The 18754-nt window shown below is 36.6% G+C and carries 20 protein-coding genes and 1 pseudogene; 13 read left to right on the forward strand and 8 right to left on the reverse strand.

The annotated features are described in order from the left end of the window. The first annotated feature begins 487 nt into the window (after window positions 1–487). On the forward strand, window positions 488–1132 hold the full coding sequence (locus PSV17_RS10550) for a response regulator transcription factor (protein WP_300482372.1): 645 nt from the start codon (window positions 488–490) through the stop codon (window positions 1130–1132). A 73-nt stretch (window positions 1133–1205) separates the two neighbouring features. Here PSV17_RS10550 and PSV17_RS10555 read toward each other — a convergent pair whose 3' ends face one another. The 5 genes and pseudogenes from PSV17_RS10555 to PSV17_RS10575 form a co-directional block, all read right to left on the reverse strand. After that, on the reverse strand, window positions 1206–1586 hold the full coding sequence (locus PSV17_RS10555; RefSeq protein ID WP_300482374.1) for a BON domain-containing protein: 381 nt from the start codon (window positions 1584–1586) through the stop codon (window positions 1206–1208). 45 nt (window positions 1587–1631) lie between these two features. Beyond that, a complete protein-coding gene (locus PSV17_RS10560; protein ID WP_300482377.1) occupies window positions 1632–1925 on the reverse strand; it encodes a hypothetical protein in 294 nt (97 codons plus the stop codon). A gap of 674 nt (window positions 1926–2599) precedes the next feature. Next, window positions 2600–3481 carry an SDR family oxidoreductase gene (locus PSV17_RS10565; RefSeq protein ID WP_300482379.1) on the reverse strand — a complete coding sequence of 294 codons (882 nt, stop codon included), beginning with the start codon at window positions 3479–3481 and terminating at the stop codon, window positions 2600–2602. Window positions 3482–3610: 129 nt separating this feature from the next. Then, window positions 3611–3837: pseudogene (locus PSV17_RS10570) on the reverse strand (CsbD family protein). 264 nt (window positions 3838–4101) lie between these two features. Next, a complete protein-coding gene (locus tag PSV17_RS10575; protein WP_300482382.1) occupies window positions 4102–4491 on the reverse strand; it encodes a hypothetical protein in 390 nt (129 codons plus the stop codon). A 338-nt stretch (window positions 4492–4829) separates the two neighbouring features. On the opposite strand from PSV17_RS10575, the gene PSV17_RS10580 reads away from it, so the two are divergent. The 8 genes from PSV17_RS10580 (at window position 4830) to PSV17_RS10615 (ending at window position 13240) form a co-directional block, all read left to right on the forward strand. Continuing rightward, the gene (locus PSV17_RS10580; RefSeq protein ID WP_300482385.1) at window positions 4830–5759 is read left to right on the forward strand and encodes a carbohydrate kinase; all 930 of its coding nucleotides are present in this window, start codon (window positions 4830–4832) and stop codon (window positions 5757–5759) included. 31 nt (window positions 5760–5790) lie between these two features. Next, on the forward strand, window positions 5791–7923 hold the full coding sequence (locus PSV17_RS10585; protein WP_366910590.1) for an HAD-IIB family hydrolase: 2133 nt from the start codon (window positions 5791–5793) through the stop codon (window positions 7921–7923). 23 nt (window positions 7924–7946) lie between these two features. Next, window positions 7947–9899, forward strand: a complete 1953-nt coding sequence (locus tag PSV17_RS10590) for an amylosucrase (protein WP_300482390.1) — start codon at window positions 7947–7949, stop codon at window positions 9897–9899. A gap of 187 nt (window positions 9900–10086) precedes the next feature. Continuing rightward, window positions 10087–10314, forward strand: a complete 228-nt coding sequence (locus PSV17_RS10595; RefSeq protein ID WP_300482391.1) for a DUF2934 domain-containing protein — start codon at window positions 10087–10089, stop codon at window positions 10312–10314. A 27-nt stretch (window positions 10315–10341) separates the two neighbouring features. Continuing rightward, window positions 10342–10545, forward strand: a complete 204-nt coding sequence (locus PSV17_RS10600) for a hypothetical protein (protein ID WP_300482393.1) — start codon at window positions 10342–10344, stop codon at window positions 10543–10545. Window positions 10546–10632: 87 nt separating this feature from the next. Further along, window positions 10633–12072 carry a cytochrome ubiquinol oxidase subunit I gene (locus PSV17_RS10605; RefSeq protein ID WP_300482395.1) on the forward strand — a complete coding sequence of 480 codons (1440 nt, stop codon included), beginning with the start codon at window positions 10633–10635 and terminating at the stop codon, window positions 12070–12072. A 10-nt stretch (window positions 12073–12082) separates the two neighbouring features. Next, window positions 12083–13090, forward strand: coding sequence for a cytochrome d ubiquinol oxidase subunit II (gene cydB, locus PSV17_RS10610; protein WP_300482397.1), 1008 nt, complete (start codon window positions 12083–12085; stop codon window positions 13088–13090). 9 nt (window positions 13091–13099) lie between these two features. After that, complete coding sequence (locus tag PSV17_RS10615) at window positions 13100–13240, forward strand: DUF2474 domain-containing protein (protein WP_300482398.1); 141 nt, start codon at window positions 13100–13102, stop codon at window positions 13238–13240. A 76-nt stretch (window positions 13241–13316) separates the two neighbouring features. Here PSV17_RS10615 and PSV17_RS10620 read toward each other — a convergent pair whose 3' ends face one another. Then, complete coding sequence (locus PSV17_RS10620; RefSeq protein ID WP_300482401.1) at window positions 13317–13829, reverse strand: hypothetical protein; 513 nt, start codon at window positions 13827–13829, stop codon at window positions 13317–13319. A gap of 266 nt (window positions 13830–14095) precedes the next feature. Here PSV17_RS10620 and PSV17_RS10625 point away from each other — a divergent pair, with 266 nt between their 5' ends. Further along, window positions 14096–14257: a hypothetical protein gene (locus PSV17_RS10625; RefSeq protein ID WP_300482404.1), complete on the forward strand. Its 162-nt coding sequence runs from the start codon at window positions 14096–14098 to the stop codon at window positions 14255–14257. A 261-nt stretch (window positions 14258–14518) separates the two neighbouring features. Continuing rightward, window positions 14519–15103 (forward strand): hemerythrin domain-containing protein, encoded by a 585-nt coding sequence (locus tag PSV17_RS10630; protein WP_300482405.1) that lies wholly within the window; start codon window positions 14519–14521, stop codon window positions 15101–15103. 115 nt (window positions 15104–15218) lie between these two features. On the opposite strand, the gene PSV17_RS10635 is transcribed toward PSV17_RS10630, so the two are convergent. Beyond that, window positions 15219–15674, reverse strand: coding sequence for a PA2169 family four-helix-bundle protein (locus tag PSV17_RS10635; RefSeq protein ID WP_300482408.1), 456 nt, complete (start codon window positions 15672–15674; stop codon window positions 15219–15221). Between the two features lie 22 nt (window positions 15675–15696). After that, complete coding sequence (locus tag PSV17_RS10640) at window positions 15697–16770, reverse strand: mechanosensitive ion channel family protein (RefSeq protein WP_300482411.1); 1074 nt, start codon at window positions 16768–16770, stop codon at window positions 15697–15699. Window positions 16771–16895: 125 nt separating this feature from the next. Here PSV17_RS10640 and PSV17_RS10645 point away from each other — a divergent pair, with 125 nt between their 5' ends. Together PSV17_RS10645 and PSV17_RS10650 are read left to right on the forward strand one after the other, a co-directional pair. Further along, window positions 16896–17399: a DNA-deoxyinosine glycosylase gene (locus PSV17_RS10645; RefSeq protein ID WP_300482414.1), complete on the forward strand. Its 504-nt coding sequence runs from the start codon at window positions 16896–16898 to the stop codon at window positions 17397–17399. A 655-nt stretch (window positions 17400–18054) separates the two neighbouring features. Further along, window positions 18055–18588 carry a DUF4142 domain-containing protein gene (locus PSV17_RS10650; protein ID WP_300482416.1) on the forward strand — a complete coding sequence of 178 codons (534 nt, stop codon included), beginning with the start codon at window positions 18055–18057 and terminating at the stop codon, window positions 18586–18588. Window positions 18589–18754 lie beyond the last annotated feature (166 nt).

An 18754-nucleotide genomic window follows, 5' to 3' on the forward strand; every position in this document is an offset into this window, starting at 1 on the left:
TCCTTTGAAGGTCATTGGTAAAATATCATTTACACAGATTTTTTTACAGGCTCTTAGTTTGTTTAATATTAGTAGCTTATTTTTTATCTAAAACGCTTAAAAAAGCTTTTTAAAGAAAATCCTACACATAAACCAGATAATTACTCATCGCCACAAAATGGAAAGTTAGATATTCTTTAATCGTCGGATCTTACATAGGTTTAAATATCAGTGGTTTAAATACCAATTGAGATTTTAAAGTTATTAAGACGACAAACACGGCAGCCTTAATGGTTGCCGTGTCTTTTTAGATTAATGAAACATATCAACTCCAGCTGTTTGTTGGTAATTAATAGTTTTGTGGAAACTACCGCCCTCAATTATTGAATTTAATAATTTCAAATACTTATGTAAGTAAATGACTTACATTAAAATAAGACTTCTCTTATATTTTTCATGTCTTGGATTTAATAATATTAAGTTAAATCATTTTTGGAATTTAACTGATATGAAAAATATATTACTGATTGATGGTTTTAATTTCGTAAAATTATTGCTATGCAAATTAATCAACTCAGAGAAAGACATGTACGTTTCTGAGAGCATTAATAATGTAACTGAATGGGTTAATGCTCTGAAGGGTAATTCAAAAGATAGTCCAATTGACGTTATAGTGCTTGATATTTCAGAGCCTACAAAGAACGGATTAGAGTCTTTAGTGGACATCAAAAAGAACAATCCTCAGACCCCAGTACTAATAATAAATGGCAGTAACAATTATCACTATGCAAAACACTTTATAGACATAGGTTGTAATGGCTACATCTCTAAGGAATGTGATACGCAATTTATACTCGACGGGATAAATGCTCTCTCTAAAGGTCAAAATTTTATTGAGCCGAGCGCTTTAGGTAAAAAGATAAAATCTATAGCCAATATTGAAAGTCTGATTACAATATTAACTAAGCGTGAATTACAGATTTTTTTAAAACTGGCAAATGGTAAATCGCTTTCTCATATAGCCAATGATTTAAATGTATCAGATAAAACTGTAAGCTCTTTTCGTTGCAGAATACTAAAGAAGATGCATTTTAAAACTAACTTCGACATCATTTGCTATGCACTCAATCATCAGTATCTGATGAAATTTTAACTCACTAATCCTATCAAACAATCTATCCTATCAATTCACGCTTATCCTTCAGTGATATATTAATACTTCAATGCTAAGGTTTCAAAGTGAGTTGATTAAGCACATTTTTCACACCTGTCACTTCTGAAGCTATTTGCTTGGCTCTATCACTATTTTCTTGCGTATCCGTTGTGCCTGTTAGAGTCACAACTCCGTCTAAGGTATTAACCGAAATATCAGAGCTTTTTAAACCCGCCTCAGTAAGAAGATCAGTTTTCACTTTAGTAGTAAGAGTTGCATCCGTAATTGCTGTATCTGCTTCTGTTGCTTGGTCACCCATTCTATCTCCAATTCTTTGGGAGCTCTGGTCCACTTTATTACCAGCTTCGTCATAAGCCTCAGGTTTATCACAAGCTGATAAGCCTAAAGTAAACGCAACCGACAATGTAATCACTGCTAAGTTTTTAGTATTCATTTTGAAATCCTTTCAAAAATATAAAAAATTAATAATCAACATAACCTACCTTGTTTTTTGATTATTTTTTAGAGTCGAATCATCAAGAATATCTTGATTGGGAGAGTTAGAGGTATTAGGTAAGTCCTCAGAAGGTATTTCTGGAGGAGTGATGACACCCTTACTATCATCTAGTGTAGTTGGTGGCTCTTTTATGCTTTGGATATCTGTATTGCATGGCAGTTTATTTCTAAGAGCTACAGCGTCACATGGGGGCATGGGGTTCTTCATTTCTGAAGTTTCAGCCAAAGCATTTGAACTTAGTAAAATAATAGTCATCATTAAAAGTGGGGTTTGCATTATTTTTACTCCTTAAATGTTGGGAATATAAATTAGCGAAGATTAATTTTGTTTCTTAGCTGAATTAAGCTAACTTGAAGTTCATCTAAGAATCCAAATTTGATGTATCCATTTTAGTCGGAAAATTTATTGCTAATGTCGGCATTGCGATGATATTAATGTAAGAAAACTTTCAATTAACTCTCGTAGAATAAAATTACAAAAGTATAGTATTTTGGTGGATACAAGTATAAAGTTTAGTCAGACGTTCACTAACTTGATATTGTTTTTAAAGGATTTCTTACACTAAAATAAGACTAACCACACTCGTGTTGGTAGCCAAAGAAATTAAATAATTATGTAAATAATTTGACAAGGTTTAAGCATTCGAAAACTAGCAGATTATTGGCTAATACCTAAAGTATTCTTAATTTGCCCAAAATAAAGGAGAATCATGATGTTTTTTTTAGGCTGGGAAGGCGTTTATATATTTGTGGGTTTACTATTTTTAGTCTTACTTTTTATATTATTCTTTGCTTTAATTCTTAAAAAAGAAGAGTGAGTGAACTGCGTTAACCTTGAAGTTATCTTTGAAGTGAAGTTATCTTTGAAGTGAAGTTATCTTTGAAGTGAAGTTATCTTTGAAGTCTTTTCCTCACCCTGCAATATTTCAATAAAAGAAATTGATTTTTAGTTTATCCGTTTACCACGGTGCCTCCGTTAGGATGAATCACTTGGCCAGTAATATAAGAGGAATCATTTGAGGCTAAGAACACGAATGCAGGCGCCACTTCACTGGGTTGTCCTGGACGTTTTAATAAAACATCTTTACCAAATTTCGCTACCTTCTCCTCAGAAAAAGAAGCTGGTATCAATGGTGTCCAGATTGGTCCAGGTGCTACCGCATTCACATTAATTTTTCTCTCCGCTAATTGCTCTGCAAGTGAGCGAGTAAAAGAGACTATTGCGCCTTTGGTTGATGAATAGTCGAGAAGGCTTGAGTTACCTTTATAAGCGGTAATTGAAGTGGTATTAATAATACGACAGCCAGCCTTTAGATAGCGTAGAGCAGCTTTAACTAAATAAAACATTGAAAAAACATTTACTTTGAAAGTTTTTTCAAGTTGTAGCTGATCAATATCTTCAATACTTTCATGAGGAAATTGTACTGCCGCATTATTGACAATAATATCGATTTTTCCGTAGTGTTTAATTGTCTTGTCTACTAAATCTAAACAAAACGATTCATCACTCACATCACCTTGTATAGCAATTCCGTTAACACCTTGGCTTTGTATAAGCGCAATGGTTTTATCTGCATCTTCTAGCTCATCATCAGAAAGAAAATTAATCACTACATTTGCGCCTTCGACGGCAAAATGAATCGCGATTGCCCTGCCTATACCGCTATCACCACCAGTGATTACAGCTACTTTACCCGCTAACTTGCCACTACCACGATAAGTAGGATCTATATATTGGGGAAGAGGGTGCATTTCAGCTTCTACACCAGGCTGTTTATCTTGTTTTTGAGGTGGGTTAATGCCTTCTGGAGGATCATATTCACTAGAATTCATACTAAGCTCCTTACCTAAAAAAATGATTGATGATTTTGAGTGATGGATCAATGTGGAAAAATTTTAGGTCTGATTAAATTAATTCAATCAGACCTAAAAGTTATTAACGACCTAATTATTAAGATTAAATTAGGTATTTTTCGAACAAAACTTCACATTTAATCGCCGTAACCAATATCTTTAAGATTTTGTTTAGCCATATCTTTGGTTAAACCATAATGCTCTTGAAGTTTGCCAACCAGATACTCTCTATTGCCTTCTGCTTGTGTCATGTCGTCATCTGTGAGTTTGCCCCACTTTTGTTTAATTTTTCCTGTTAACTGTTTCCAATCGCCTTGTAGGGTGTCTTTATTCATCATGTTTCTCCAATGTAATATCAAATCAATGTATATCCTCTAAGCAAAGAGGACTTAACTTAATTGTGAGTTTTATTGAAAAACTGTCTTATAGGTATTAGCTGATTTTATTGTAGGACTTAGCTGAGTAAAGATTAACCCAGTTAGACTTAATGAATAAAACAAAAACGCTAGCAGTTAAGAATTATTTATAAGGTAGAAATATCAGTAATCATGCTGGAAACGGCAGTCGTTGCCTGCATGATTTATTTCCAACACGGCTATTTATTTAGCCACAGGTGTGGCTTGTTCTGGCTCACTGGGTTGAACTTTATTTCCATCAGTAGTGCCATGATTGGCCTCATTACTTCTTTGAACTTTATTTTTCTGATGGTGATTTTTGGAATCACTTTTAGTTTTGTTAGTACGTTCCATTTGTTTTTTATGTTGCGGTGAATCAGCATTACCTAAGTTACTAGCATCATTCTCGGTCCCACCTTGATTAACGTCTACCGAACCTTTATCTGTGCGGTCTCCTTGTGTTTTAACTTGTGGAGAGGCTGCAGTACCGATAGCGCTTCCGTCATCGGAATTTTCTGGCGTTGTTGCTGCAAATACTGCATATGTATTGAAAGCTAGCACAATCGTTAACAAATGTTTTAAGAGTTTATTCATCATTAATTCCTTTATCTAAGAGATATAAAAAAACAAAATAAATACCATAAGGTATAGAATTGGATTATGCAGTAGTGCCTAAAATTAACTAATAAGACAATTTCCTATATTCTCGTAGGAGTTTACTCAGCAATATAATCAAGCACTTAGCTGATCAAGTAAGAGGAGTCCTACACGGATTTAGGCCTTAGTTCCTAGCCAGTTTTAGCTAATCTTGTCATCATTCAATAGATAATTTTTAATAAAATTTTTGCTTGTAAAGTTGCAATCGCAAAAAATAAAATGTAAAAAAGTTTACAAAATCATTAAATTTGTAATATTTTTAGTTAGGAATACTTTTGATATTTGAACCAAATAATCCTACTTATAATAAAAGAGTGACTGTATTCGGGGAAATATTAGCGGATGTCTATCCCGAATACAGTTTGCTTGGTGGCGCTCCATTTAATGTGGCAAGGCATCTTCATGCTTTTGGTTTAAATCCATTTTTAATTAGCCGAATTGGCACTGACTCATTAGCTAATGATGTGTTGAGTGAAATGGAAATTAGAGGGTTAGAGACTTCAGGAATCCAAAGGGATTTGCGATCTCCTACGGGTCAAGTCAAGGTGACACTCAACAACGGTATTCCCGAATATGAAATTCTTGCTCACCAAGCCTATGATTTTATTGATTATGTTCCTGAAGAAGGCACATCAAAAAAATCAGAAATTATATATTTTGGCTCACTCGCTCAAAGATGCCCTCAATCATCGACCGCTTTAGATGATTTACTCGCAAGGAATGAGAGCGCAAAAAAGTTTCTCGACCTTAACTTAAGACAGCCTTGGTATAACGAGCACACCATTAATCAATCATTACAACAAGCCAATATTGTAAAACTCAATGAGGAAGAACTCGAGGAAGTTTGCCAAATGTTTGGCTTACAAAGTGCAGATCTACATTTAATGGGAAAAAACTTGGTGAGCCATTTTAAAGTGGAGCACTTGCTGATCACCTCGGGAGAAAACGGCAGTTGGAGTATTTTAAATCATGAATTGCAGCTCACCCCCCCCTACAAAACTTTGCTATCTGCGCGCGATACTGTTGGCGCTGGTGATGCGTTTTCTGCGGTGATTATTTTGGGATATATGAATCATTGGGATATGCAGCTTACTCAAGCACGTGCAAATCAATTTGCTTCTGCTATATGCGAAATTCAAGGAGCTGTCCCTGAATCTTTGGATTTTTACAAACCCTATTTATTTGCTTGGCACTTATACTCATGAAGGAAAAACATAGTCACTGATGTATATATTAATGATTAGTATGCACGGTTTAATCCGCGGCAATAATTTAGAATTAGGGAAAGATGCAGATACAGGAGGTCAAACAACTTATGTCGTTGAGTTAACCAAGCATTTGGTGCGTAATAAAAATGTTGAAAAAGTAGATTTATTAACAAGGCTAATTGAAGACGATGATGTTTGTTTAGACTATTCAGAAGCGGAAGAAGATTTAGGACATGGCGCTAGAATTATTAGATTGTCTTGTGGCCCTAAAAGATACTTACGCAAGGAGCTTCTGTGGCCACATCTTAATCAAATAGTAGATAAATGTTTGCATTATTTAAAGCAACAAAACCGCCTTCCAAATTTAATCCACTCGCATTACGCAGATGCTGGATACGTGGGGCAACAGCTTTCTTTGTTATTAGGTATTCCACAAATTCATACGGGTCACTCTTTAGGCATTTCAAAACGACAGCGTTTATTGGCAAGTGGGCGAAAAATCCATACCATTGAAAAACAATTTAATTTACAGCATCGCATAGCAGTAGAGGAAGATGTGATTCAACATGCATCTTTAATTATCACGAGTACGCGCCAAGAAATTGACGAGCAATATAAGCAATATACCAATTTTCATCAAGCTAGATTTAGCGTGATTCCGCCAGGCATTAACACCTCAAAATTCTCTCCTCCAAGTCGGAAAAAAATTACTTCAGAATCACAACAACACGTAGACAAGTACTTAGACGATCCAGAAAAACCGCTTATCTTAAACATTTGCAGAGCTGAGTTAAGAAAAAATATTTCTGGTCTAATTGCTGCATATGGAAGTAACTCTAAATTACAAGAAATGGCCAACCTTCTTATCATTGCGGGCCCGCGTGAAAATATTAGAGCGCTAGAGGATGCACAGAAAAAAGTAATGACGGATTTATTATTAGATATAGATCTTTATGACTTATGGGGCAAAGTTGCAGTACCTAAATCTATTGCGCAAGATTGTATTCCGGAAATCTATCGACTTGTAGCAAAAAGAAAAGGCGTGTTAATAAACTCCGCATTTACAGAACCCTTTGGTTTAACACTTATAGAAGCTGCCGCAAGCGGGTTACCTATTGCAGCACCTGACGACGGCGGCCCTAGAGATATTGTAGGGAATTGTCGCAATGGTGTTCTAGTCAACACTTTAAATCAATGCGAAATAGCTTCCACGCTCATCTATATGCTTGAGGATAGTTCACGTTGGCGACAATGGGCAAAAAATGGCCTAACTGGGGTTAAACGTTACTATAGCTGGGACTCCCATGTGAAAAAATATATCAAAGAAATACAAGGCGTTTTGAATAGAGATAAAAAGAAAATTCGACGACAGTATGTGATTAACGCCAATATAGAGAACGTTTCGCCTAATTTAACGCGTGTTAAAGCTGCATTAATTAGTGATATTGATAACACTTTACTCGGTGACAAATCAGCTTTGATTCAACTAGAAAATTGGATTGCTGAGCGCAAAGGTAAATTAGCCTTTGGAGTTGCAACGGGCAGAACCATTAGTAGCACAATTGATATTTTAAAAAGAAACCAATTGCCTATTCCAGACTTAATGATTACCTCGGTAGGCACTGAAATTTATTATGGAAGTAATCAGCTTAGGGATGAAGGTTGGTCTACCCATATTAAACATCTATGGCGCAGGGATGCAATCGCTGAGGCTTTAGCTCAATTTCCCGGCATGAAATTACAGCCTGCAAACACTCAGCGTGAATTCAAACTCAGCTACTTTGCTAAACCTGATGCGTTTCCATCGATAGCAGAACTGTATAGCTACTTACATACTCTAAAACTTCATTGCAACCTGGTTTACTCTCATGATGAGCTTTTAGATGTGTTGCCAGTGCGAGCTTCTAAAGGGCATGCTATTCGGTATTTAGCTTATAAATGGGATTTACCTTTAGATAAGTTTATCGTGGCAGGCGACTCGGGCAATGATATTGAGATGTTAGCTGGTGATACGCTGGCAATTGTAGTTGGCAATCATAGCCCTGAACTTGAGGTGCTAAAAAATCAAGCTAGAATATATTTTGCCGAAAAATCTTATGCAGCAGGTATTCTAGAAGGCATTGCCAATTATCACAATGAGCTTCAACCCGCTTTAAATTAGTACCACCATTATGGAGCCAACGCATGTATGAGCAAATTTCGCACTCAAAATTAAATGACATTCTTATTGAGCTAGCACCAGACATAAAAGAAAAAAATCTACAGCATTTTTATATACGGCTAGGTTCTAACTTTTACGCTATCTACACCTTATTTCAGCAATTATATGGTGAGCGTAAAGATTTTGATATCCAATTAAGCTCCTTAGTTAAAACCTTAATTCAATCTTATATCACAAGATCAAAAGCCCTCAGAAAGCTAGATTTAACCCGTGAAAAAGATCATGACTGGTTCTTAAGTCAAAAATGGGTTGGCTATGCACTTTACTGTAAAGAGTTCTCGGGCAACTTAAAAACTTTACAAAAAAAATTACATTACATGCAAGACTTAGGCATCAATATGCTGCATGTAATGCCAATCCTTGATTGTCCAAAAGGCAAAAGTGATGGTGGTTATGCTGTTAGAGATTTTAAGAAAATAAATGCCGAGGTAGGCAATTTAAAAGATCTCGATAGTCTGATTAAAAATTTAAAAAGCAGAGATATATTGTTAACTTTGGATGTAGTTGTTAACCATACTTCTAACACGCATGAATGGGCTACGAAAGCGCGTTCGGGTGACCTTAAATATCAAAATTATTATCATATATATGATGATCGGAAAATGCCCGATTTATATGAAGAGACCATGCCAGAAATTTTTCCTGAAACTTCACCTGGAAACTTTACTTGGGATGAGGAAATGCAAAAATGGGTCATGACCGTTTTTAATGATTTTCAATGGGACTTAAATTATAAAAACCCAGAAGTATTAATCGAAATGATTGATATCATTTTATTTTGGGCTAATCGTGGCGCCGATATTATTCGTTTAGATGCAGTAGCATTCTTATGGAAGAAAATTGGCAGTACCAGTCAAAATGAGCGAGAAGCTCATCTAATTTTACAGTTGATGAAAGACTGCTGCCAAGTGTCCGCTCCTGGAGTACTTTTTATTGCAGAAGCAATTGTTGCCCCTGTGGAAGTCATTAAATACTTTGGTGAAGATGCCATCAATGCCAAAGAGTGTGAAATTGCCTATAACGCGACCTTAATGGCCTTGCTATGGGATGCAGTAGCGACTAAAAAAGCGAATTTGTTAAATTTAGGCATTAAAAATATTCCTGCAAAGCTAGAAAGAGCCACGTGGCTAAATTACGCCAGATGCCATGACGATATTGGTTTAGGATTTGATGACAATGACATTCGTATGGCGGGATATGACCCCAAGTCACATCGTAACTTTTTAGTAAAGTATTTCACGGGTGAACATGAAGGCTCTCCTGCAAGAGGTGTGGCGTTTGGTATCAATAAAAAAAATGGTGACGCTAGAATCGCTGGATCAATGGCCTCTTTATCTGGACTAGGAGTTGCTTTAGATAGTGGCGATAAAGTGGCGCTTGAAGCCAGTATTAAAACCATCGATTTATTACATAGTGTCATCATGGCATTTGGCGGCATTCCATTAATCTATTATGGCGATGCACTTGGGGTTCTCAATGACCAGTCTTACTTGCTTGATGATGATAAAAAATCAGACAGCCGATGGGTACACAGACCCTATATGAACTGGAATAAGGCGGAGCTGAGGAATGTTCAAGGCACTGTAGAAAACCGAATTTTCAAATCGTTAAAGAAAATGATTGCTGTACGGAAGGAAGTGTCAGCGTTTGCTGATCATAATAATCGAGAATTATTACAAGTTAATAACCCGCATTTATTTGTTTTCTCAAGATTTGATGTGAGAAATCAGTATTCACGAGTTTTGGTCATTTGCAATTTCGATACTAATGCTCAACAGCTGGACGTTTCTGACCTCCGCAAACGAGGGTTTTTTCAATATGATTCAATCACCGATATTTATAGTGCTGAAGTAATTAATATTACTGACAACCATATTAATATTCCACCCATTAGCTTTTATTGGCTTAGCACTTGAGCCAGCCATAAATGTTAATCGCTATCAGATGAATCCTACAATCAAATCAGCTTTTGCTTCTATTAGCTTTTAAGAAAAAATAGATAATGACTTAGTTAAACTTAACTCAGAAAGTGTTTAACTACTAAGTTAACTTAGAGTACTTTCCTAGGTATTTCTTGTGGAGTTAATTAGAAGGAGAGTTGAAATGGATTTACATCAGGATTCTACATTTAATAAATCAGAAAGATCTAACCATGGCAATGCGCCAATTGAGGACTTTAATTGCGAACCAGGGGTTTGGTTTTACACAGCAGAGAAACAAAGATTAATCGAAGTAACTGCGTACTTGCTTGCTGAGCAGGATGGATTTGTAGGCAACCCGCAGGATTATTGGCGCATCGCGGAGGTCGAGGTTGGTGGTCTTAAACCGTAAACTTTATGTTCGGAAAGGGATATAGCAATGGCGTTATTTTATGTAAATGTATGGGAAAAATACAAAAAAACCGATACCAAGCCCATATGGAGAAACTCAGTGATTGCTGATGATATTAATGAAGCATACGTTGTGGGAAAGGCACAATTTAAGCTAGAAATGCCGAAATTATTAGTCGAAAACTATACTATAATTGTTTCTGGTGACCAATTCGCAAAACAAGGAATTTGACGGATATTCATATCATATAATGAGTATCTTGCATTATGAAAATGCCAATACTTATTAAGCTTAAGCTAGCCTTGCCTGAGTTCTGCAATGTCTGAGTCCTCTGTAGACTTAGCATTTAATTTAGCTCGAATTCAATTTGGTTTTACCATCTCTTTTCACATTATTTTCCCCGCCATTACCATTGGACTAGCCAGTTTTTTAGCTGTGTTAGAAGCCAAATGGTTGTTAACAAAACAGTCTTTATACCTTGATCTTTACCACTTTTGGGTGAAAATATTTTCGCTTTGTTTCGGTATGGGTGTGGTATCTGGCTTGGTAATGGCCTATCAATTTGGGACGAACTGGGCAGGTTTCTCGACTTTCGCAGGTAGCGTAACAGGGCCATTATTAGCCTATGAAGTATTGACCGCATTTTTTCTTGAGGCTGGTTTTTTAGGTGTGATGTTATTTGGTTGGAAAAGAGTAGGTCCACATTTACATTTTGCCGCTACTTGCGTGGTTGCGGTCGGTACCTTAATTTCTGCCACTTGGATTCTGGCTTCCAACAGTTGGATGCATACGCCGCAAGGCTTTGAAATTATTAATGGAAAAGTCATTCCTACTGATTGGCTTGCTATTATATTCAATCCGTCCTTTCCTTATAGATTAGTGCATATGGTGTTAGCTGCCTATTTGGCAACTGCATTGATTGTGGTTTCAACAGCTGCTTGGCATTTATTAAAAGATAAGCGCAATCCGCTTATAAAAAAAATGTTATCCATGGGCATGTGGATGATACTGATAGTTGCGCCCCTACAGGCCGTGGTGGGAGATTTTCATGGTCTAAATACCTTGAAATATCAACCCGCTAAAATTGCAGCTATAGAGGGTCACTGGGAGAATGTCCCGGGTCAAGCAACACCATTAATTTTGTTTGGTTGGCCAGATATGGATCTGGAAAAGAATCATTTTGAAGTTTCAGTGCCTCACTTAGGCAGCCTAATATTACGCCACTCATGGGATGCGCAAGTGCCAGCCCTTAAGGAGTTCCCCAAGGCAGATCGACCAAATTCTACTATTGTTTTTTGGACTTTCCGCGTCATGGTTGGGTTTGGTATGCTCATGATTTTTCTAGCGCTATTTTCAGTTTGGGCACGCTGGAAACAGCGCTTATATGATGACAAAATGTTTTTACGTTTTGCTTTACTGATGGGCCCGACAGGTCTTGTGACGATACTTGCGGGATGGTTTACCACTGAGATTGGGCGGCAGCCATGGATTGTATATGGATTAATGCGCACTGCAGATGCTGTAACTAAACATACCACCAGTGAAGTAAGCATGACCTTGGCAGCATTTGTATTGGTGTACTTTGCAGTATTTGGCGTAGGGGTTATCTATATGATTCGTCTACTTAAAATTGGTCCGCAACCCGGCGAGATTTTAAGTGGCGACCCACTTTCGATAAACAAGGGGACAACAGAGGATTTCATTGTTGCTCCAGAGTTTCATCCTCCGCATTCAACTCCCAGTGAGGATGACAAATAAAGGCAATTAAATGCATATTGACCTTCCTCTGATTTGGGCAATCATTATCTTATTTGGCATCATGATGTACGTGATGATGGACGGCTTCGATCTTGGTATCGGAATCCTATATCCATTTTTTAATATAAAAGAAGATCGGGATGTGATGATGAATACTATCGCCCCGGTGTGGGATGGCAATGAAACATGGCTCGTACTTGGCGGTGCGGGTCTATTGGCTGCATTTCCACTAGCTTACTCTGTCATTTTAAGTGCGTTTTATTTGCCTGTAATTTCAATGCTACTGGCTTTGATTTTACGTGGAGTCGCATTTGAGTTTCGTTTTAAAGCGCTTGAGCATGAACGTCATTTCTGGGATAAGTCTTTTATAGTGGGCTCTTTCGCGGCAACATTTTTCCAAGGGGTGATCTTAGGCGCCTATCTGCAAGGGATTAAGGTAGTAGATAATCAATTTGCTGGGGGGCAGTTAGACTGGATTACGCCGTTCTCTATTTTTACTGGTTTAGGATTATTAGTCACATATTCGCTGCTAGGGGTTACTTGGATTATCATGAAAACATCGGGCGAATTACAAGCTAAGAGTTATTATTTAGCCCGTATACTGGCGTTTTTACTGTTGGCGTTTATTCTGGCAGTGAGTGTTTGGACTCCATTATTTAATCAAGCCATCGCAGAGCGCTGGTTTACTATGCCCAATATGCTGTGGTTATCACCTATACCGCTGTTAGTAGCATGCATCTTTTACAAACTACAAAAAGCTTTGACTGAAAAAGCCCATGTGAGTCCATTTATATATGCGCTTTTATTAGTATTTCTGGGATATTTAGGGCTAGGCATCAGCATTTGGCCGAATATCATTCCACCTGATATATCACTCTATATGGCCTCCTCTCCACCTCAAAGCCAGAGTTTTGCTTTAGTTGGAGCAGTCATCATTATCCCGCTAATTCTATTGTATACGGCATGGAGTTATTATGTATTTAGGGGCAAAGTTTCGGCTGATGATCATTATCATTAATGAATTGATATGATTGAATCTGAGAAAAAGCCACGCTGGATAAAACGCATTGCTTGGCTAATACTGATTTGGGGCGTGAGTGTATTGGCTTTATTGATTGTGACGGTGTTCTTGAAACTTATCATGAACGCATTAGGTTTAATCACTTAGTCCGTATAAGGACTTTAATAGAGAATAAATCTAATTAAGAAAAATCCTCCAACTGGAGGATTTTTGTTAATGATATTTAAAAGTTAATGCCCTGACCTCTATTGGCAGCCCACTCAGTTTCAAAGCGTCTAGCGTCATCATCAGAACGAGGTTTTACTCCAATCACAATTCCACCTTCTTCTAATCCACTTTTGTATTCTTCAAGTCGATCTTCTGGAATTCCCCAACCGATTAATGCACCCACAATACCCGCAGTAACACCACCCGCGCCTGCACCAGCAACGGCCGCAGCAAGTGGCCCTGCTACTACAAGGCCTAAGCCAGGTAAGGCAATAACAGTACCTACGGCAGCGACTGCAGCGGCGATAGCGCCAACTGTACCGCCTAAAGCAGCACCAATTGCGCCACCCTCCGCTGCTTTATTACCGACCTCAGTTTCCAGTGTCGCATGTTTGCCGTAATACCTTTCTTTGGTTTCTTCCGACATAATCACATTGATTTCATTTGAACTGTAGCCTGACTGTGAAGCTGAACGATAAGCTTGTTCAGCGCTTTCTTTATCTGTAAATAAACCCGTAACAATGCTCATTTTGATTCTCCATATTTTTTTAAAAAGGCCAATTTTTATCGGCGCGTTCACAAATTTAACTTTTAGCCCCTAAAAAAATCATCCGATAATTTCTGATAATGACGTAGGAATTTACAGATTTCTTTATTAATGGGATTAGTTAACTCCATAGAGAATTGTCTTTTTAGGCTACCGCCTACACAAGAATCAGAAATTTCTTATTTTTACGAAGCCTAAATAAGCTTTAAATAACCATTCGCAATTAAATCATTTGAAAGGTTTTAATCATGGCAACAGCACAAGGTAGTAAATCAGATTCAAAAGATGAAAAAAACACCAAGTCTTCTAGTTCACGTAGTAGTACGCAAAAATATTCGGATAAAGACAGCAAAAAATCACAGGTCTCTGACAGTAAAAGTTCAGGGGCTAAAAGTGGCAGCCATAAATAGTGTTAATCCATGGAAGTTATCAATTGACCGCTTAGCGCACTGGACAACTTCTGTGGTTTTCATGGGTGGCAAGTTCCCCCTAGTTTCTTGTCACCCCTTTTTTTATAGCAAGACTTTGAAACAAGACTTAGGACTACGTAAATAATATTTCACTCACTAAATTCTATATCGACATTAAGCTTAAATAAGCTTGAGATGGATGCAGAGATGGGGAGTGCCACCTAAATTAAATTGTTAAATTAAAGTGTTAAGGAGCCCGAAATGCAAGTTACCTCTAAATCTGTAACAAGTAAGTCTGCTAGCCAAAATGTATCAAGAAAAAAAGATGCTAATGAAAATGCAATTACACTGCTTGAACAGGATCATCAAAAAGTTAAAAAACTTTTCAAAGAATTCGAAAAATTAGCTAAAAAAGATGATGATTCAAAAGTTGATACTGCTAATCAAATTTGTGCTGAGTTAATGGTACATGCGCAAATTGAAGAAGAAATTTTCTATCAAGAAGCGCGTAAACAAATCAATGATGATGACTTAATGAATGAAGCAATTGTGGAACATGATAGTGCCAAAGAGTTAATTGCCCAAATTCAGTCTCTGAGCCCAGACGATGAAATGTATGACGCAAAAGTGACTGTATTGGGTGAGTATATTAATCATCACGTTGAGGAAGAAGAAACTGAAATGTTTCCTAAAATGCGTAAAACAAAAGTTGATTTAGATGACTTAGGCATGAGACTAAAAATGCTTAAAGAAGAGCTTACGGCTGAGTTAATGGATCCAGAAGGTAATATTGATTTGGAGATGTTGAAACAAAAAGCCTTAGAAGCTGCATCAACCAAACATTGATTCACGAGGCTTTTTTAAGACAATTTAATATCAATATAGCAAATCAAAGCAGAGCGATTAACTAAATAGTTAGGCGCTCTGCTTTTTCAATTGATATTAGATTAAGTCTGCGCTTTTACAAATCCTTATCAAGCGCGTTCATTAACTCACGGATTTGTTTCTGATTATTATCAATATGACTGAGGTGACGCAATACAATGAGTACTGCTTGAGGTGACAAGTCTTTTTCAATGGCATCAAGATAAGCGCTCTCAGCGCGTTCACCTTCTTTAAATAGCTCCTCTAATATGGCTCGCCTGTCATTACTTAAGATGACAATTTTAAGATCGATCCATTTTTGATAAAGATAGCCACCAATTGAGGTAGCTGCTGCAGGAGCACCACCTAAATCTTTAACTAAAGATTGTAATTCGAGGATGTTATCAGTAGTTTCTTCAGACCTGTGATAAAGAAAGCTTTTAATCTTAGGGTCGGTTGTAATTTCAGCCGATTTGTAAAAGCCTTCTTCGCCGTCCATCATTACTAGAATTAAGTCATTAAGTTCATTAATCGTATGTTCATTATCAAGCATAAATTATTACCTCATAAATTTCTTAAACCTCAGTATTTGACATTTGTACCTTTATATTATTCCCTGCAAGATATGGTAGTGCAAATTCCACCTCTAAGTTTTTAAGAACTTTCATAATGGCTAAATTAATTGATTGTTGTATGTCCATGTAAAGACCGAAATCATTAGTATCTATGAAATAGACTACTTCGTAATCCAAACTTAGTTCTGAGAAACTTTTAAAATGTGCTCTATCAAACCGAGTGTGATCAATTTTTTCTATGATGGTTTTAATGACCATAGGAATCATCTCTAGCTTTTCCACCGACGTTGAGTAACTTAAACTTAATTTAAATAGAACTCTTCGTTGTGACATACGCTTATAGTTATGGATAGTATTTTTAAGAAGCTCCATATTGCTACAAACAATTTGCTCGCCTTCAATGCTTCTAATATGGGTAGTTTTTAATCCAACTCTCTCTATATTGCCTGCTACGTTATTAAAAACTATAAAATCTCCAATCACGAAAGGTTTATCAAGGCCAATTGCTAAAGACGCAAATAAATCACTTAAAATATTCTGTACCGCGAGTGCAATCGCAATGCCACCAATTCCTAGGCTAGCGACAAAGGCCGTAATATTTATCCCCATACTAGCCATAATCGTTAAAAGCAATACTGACCAAATGAACGCTTTAAAAATCCAAGATAACATGGCTGTAATGATAGGGTTGGGTTGCTCACCATCATGAGTGGTTAAGCGCATATTTGTCCAAATGCCAATACACTTTGTTAACCACAAAGTGAGTTGAATACCAACCATAACTACCGTTAGGCTATCTAGTCTATCTGACCACTTTTCGGGAAAGTCTAATACTCTAATTCCGAGTAAAATTGCAAAAAAACCTAAGGTTAATTTATTCGTGGCCTTTAGAACTTCCACCAACAAGTCATCAAATTTGTTAGAAGTTTTCAGAGATATTGCTATGGCTTTATCAAGAGTAAATTTCCAAGCGGCGATAATTAGAAGAAAATAAATGATGGTAAGGCAAATAAAAACTAACCATTCAGATAAAGGGATATTTAGAAATAGGGTTTCTTTTAGCAAATTAAGCATATTTTGATGGGCTCGAGTTATTTTATTGAATCTCTAAAAAGAATATAGGCGTTTAGGCTAAATGGTTATCAGAGAAAGGCTTAGTCCTAAGTCAGAATATTCTGATATAACTAGAAAGGATAAGTATGAGTGAGCAGATAAAAGGTTTTGAGCCTATTGTCGATGAAGAGTCAGAAATCATCATTTTGGGAAGCATGCCTGGCATTCAATCGCTGCAAGCTGGTGAATACTATGCCCATAAACAAAATGCTTTTTGGAAAATTTTAAATAAAATATTTCCACAACATAGCTTGAACAATTATGAAGAAAAGATAGCGATGTTGAGATTGAATAATATTGCGCTTTGGGATGTATTAAAGTCTTGTGAACGCCAAGGGAGTTTAGACTATGACATTATATTAAAAACCATGCAAGTAAATGATTTCTATGAGCTTTTCAACAAGTATCCTCGCATTCAGAAAGTTTGCTTCAATGGTGCATTTGCTGAAAAGAGTTACACACGGTTTGTATTAAAAAATCTAAAATCCTCCATTAGTTATGTACGCCTGCCCTCTACCAGCCCTGCTCATGCCAGCTTATCATTTGATGAAAAATTAATGTTATGGAAAAAAGAACTAAAATCTAAGTAAAAACTTTTCTCATTAACAGAGCTTTTAAATCCCCTCACAATAACTACAATATTTATCAATGTAATTATCAATGTTTTTGATGATATGTTAGTTACAGTACAGACTTCAACTTAATCTAGTTTTTATAATAATCTTGGCTTCAATATAGGGGATTATATGAACGAGATACTTCATGCAATGAAATCGGCAAGTAGCAAGTTTATTACTGAGGTATGCTCTATTAACTATAAAAAAACTATTGATCCATGCTATTTCAACCCCGAAAATGCCAAAAGTACATCATCAATTAGAAATTTTGATACGCTCACAACGTATCAAATCCGCCAGAAAGTCATGTACTTATCACCACTTGAATTGCGTAGACTAAGAAGCTATGAATTAGCGAATCAACGTAGAAGATTAATTTTAATGATAATCACGAACGAGTTAACAAAGAAAGTATTTGAAGGACTTTAATTTCTCATAATAGTTTAAGTTTGGTTTCAAGTAAGAATTAACTCTTATAACTAAATCTCGGAATAATCACTACTGTAAGAAGTTTCTTACAGATTTATAAGAGATTTTAGGGTTTAGCTTGGGATTGCGCATATGGTCAAATGTTGATGCATCTATTAAGCATTAATAGATAATCCATTTTCCAAAAGGAGTAATTTATATGTCTAAATTCAAACCTAGTTTTGTAGCAGTTGGATTGTTATTTGTAAGTTCTGCATTATTTAACACTAATGTACTCGCAGACAATGTGAGCGGGAATGATAAGAGTTTTATGAAAAATGCGGCTCAATCAGGTCACTACGAGATTGAGGCAAGCAAGCTTGCTTTGAGTAGATCTAGCAGTCAAGAAGTTAAGGACTTCGCGCAACATATCATTGAAGACCATCAAAAAGCTGCGAAAGAACTTCAAGCGATAGCAACGAAGAAGGGCGTGGAGCTTCCTACTAAACCTAGTCTGCTTCAAATGACCTCTATTAAAATGTTACAAACTCATAAGGGCACTGATTTCGATGAATCTTATGCAGAAAAGGTCGGTGTAGATGCCCATAAATCAGCCATTGATGAATTTTCGAAAGCTTCTGAGAAATCAGACGATTCTGAGATTAAAGCCTTTGCTGCCAAAACGCTGCCCACCCTTAAAAAACATCTAGAGATGGCAACTGTTTTAGAAAAAAAGACAGATGAAAGAGATTAATGAATAATGGAAAAGTAACGAAGTAATAGGTTGAGAAAGAAAAGTATAGAAGTAATTAGAAAAACAAACCTCTTAACAACCTCTATGGTTGTTAAGAGGTACACTGGAACCATTTAAATTTTTTTTAGTTACTACAGCTAATAGAAAGATTCAATCAAAAGCAAAG

Source organism: Methylotenera sp. (genome assembly GCF_029946165.1).
Lineage (GTDB): Bacteria > Pseudomonadota > Gammaproteobacteria > Burkholderiales > Methylophilaceae > Methylotenera.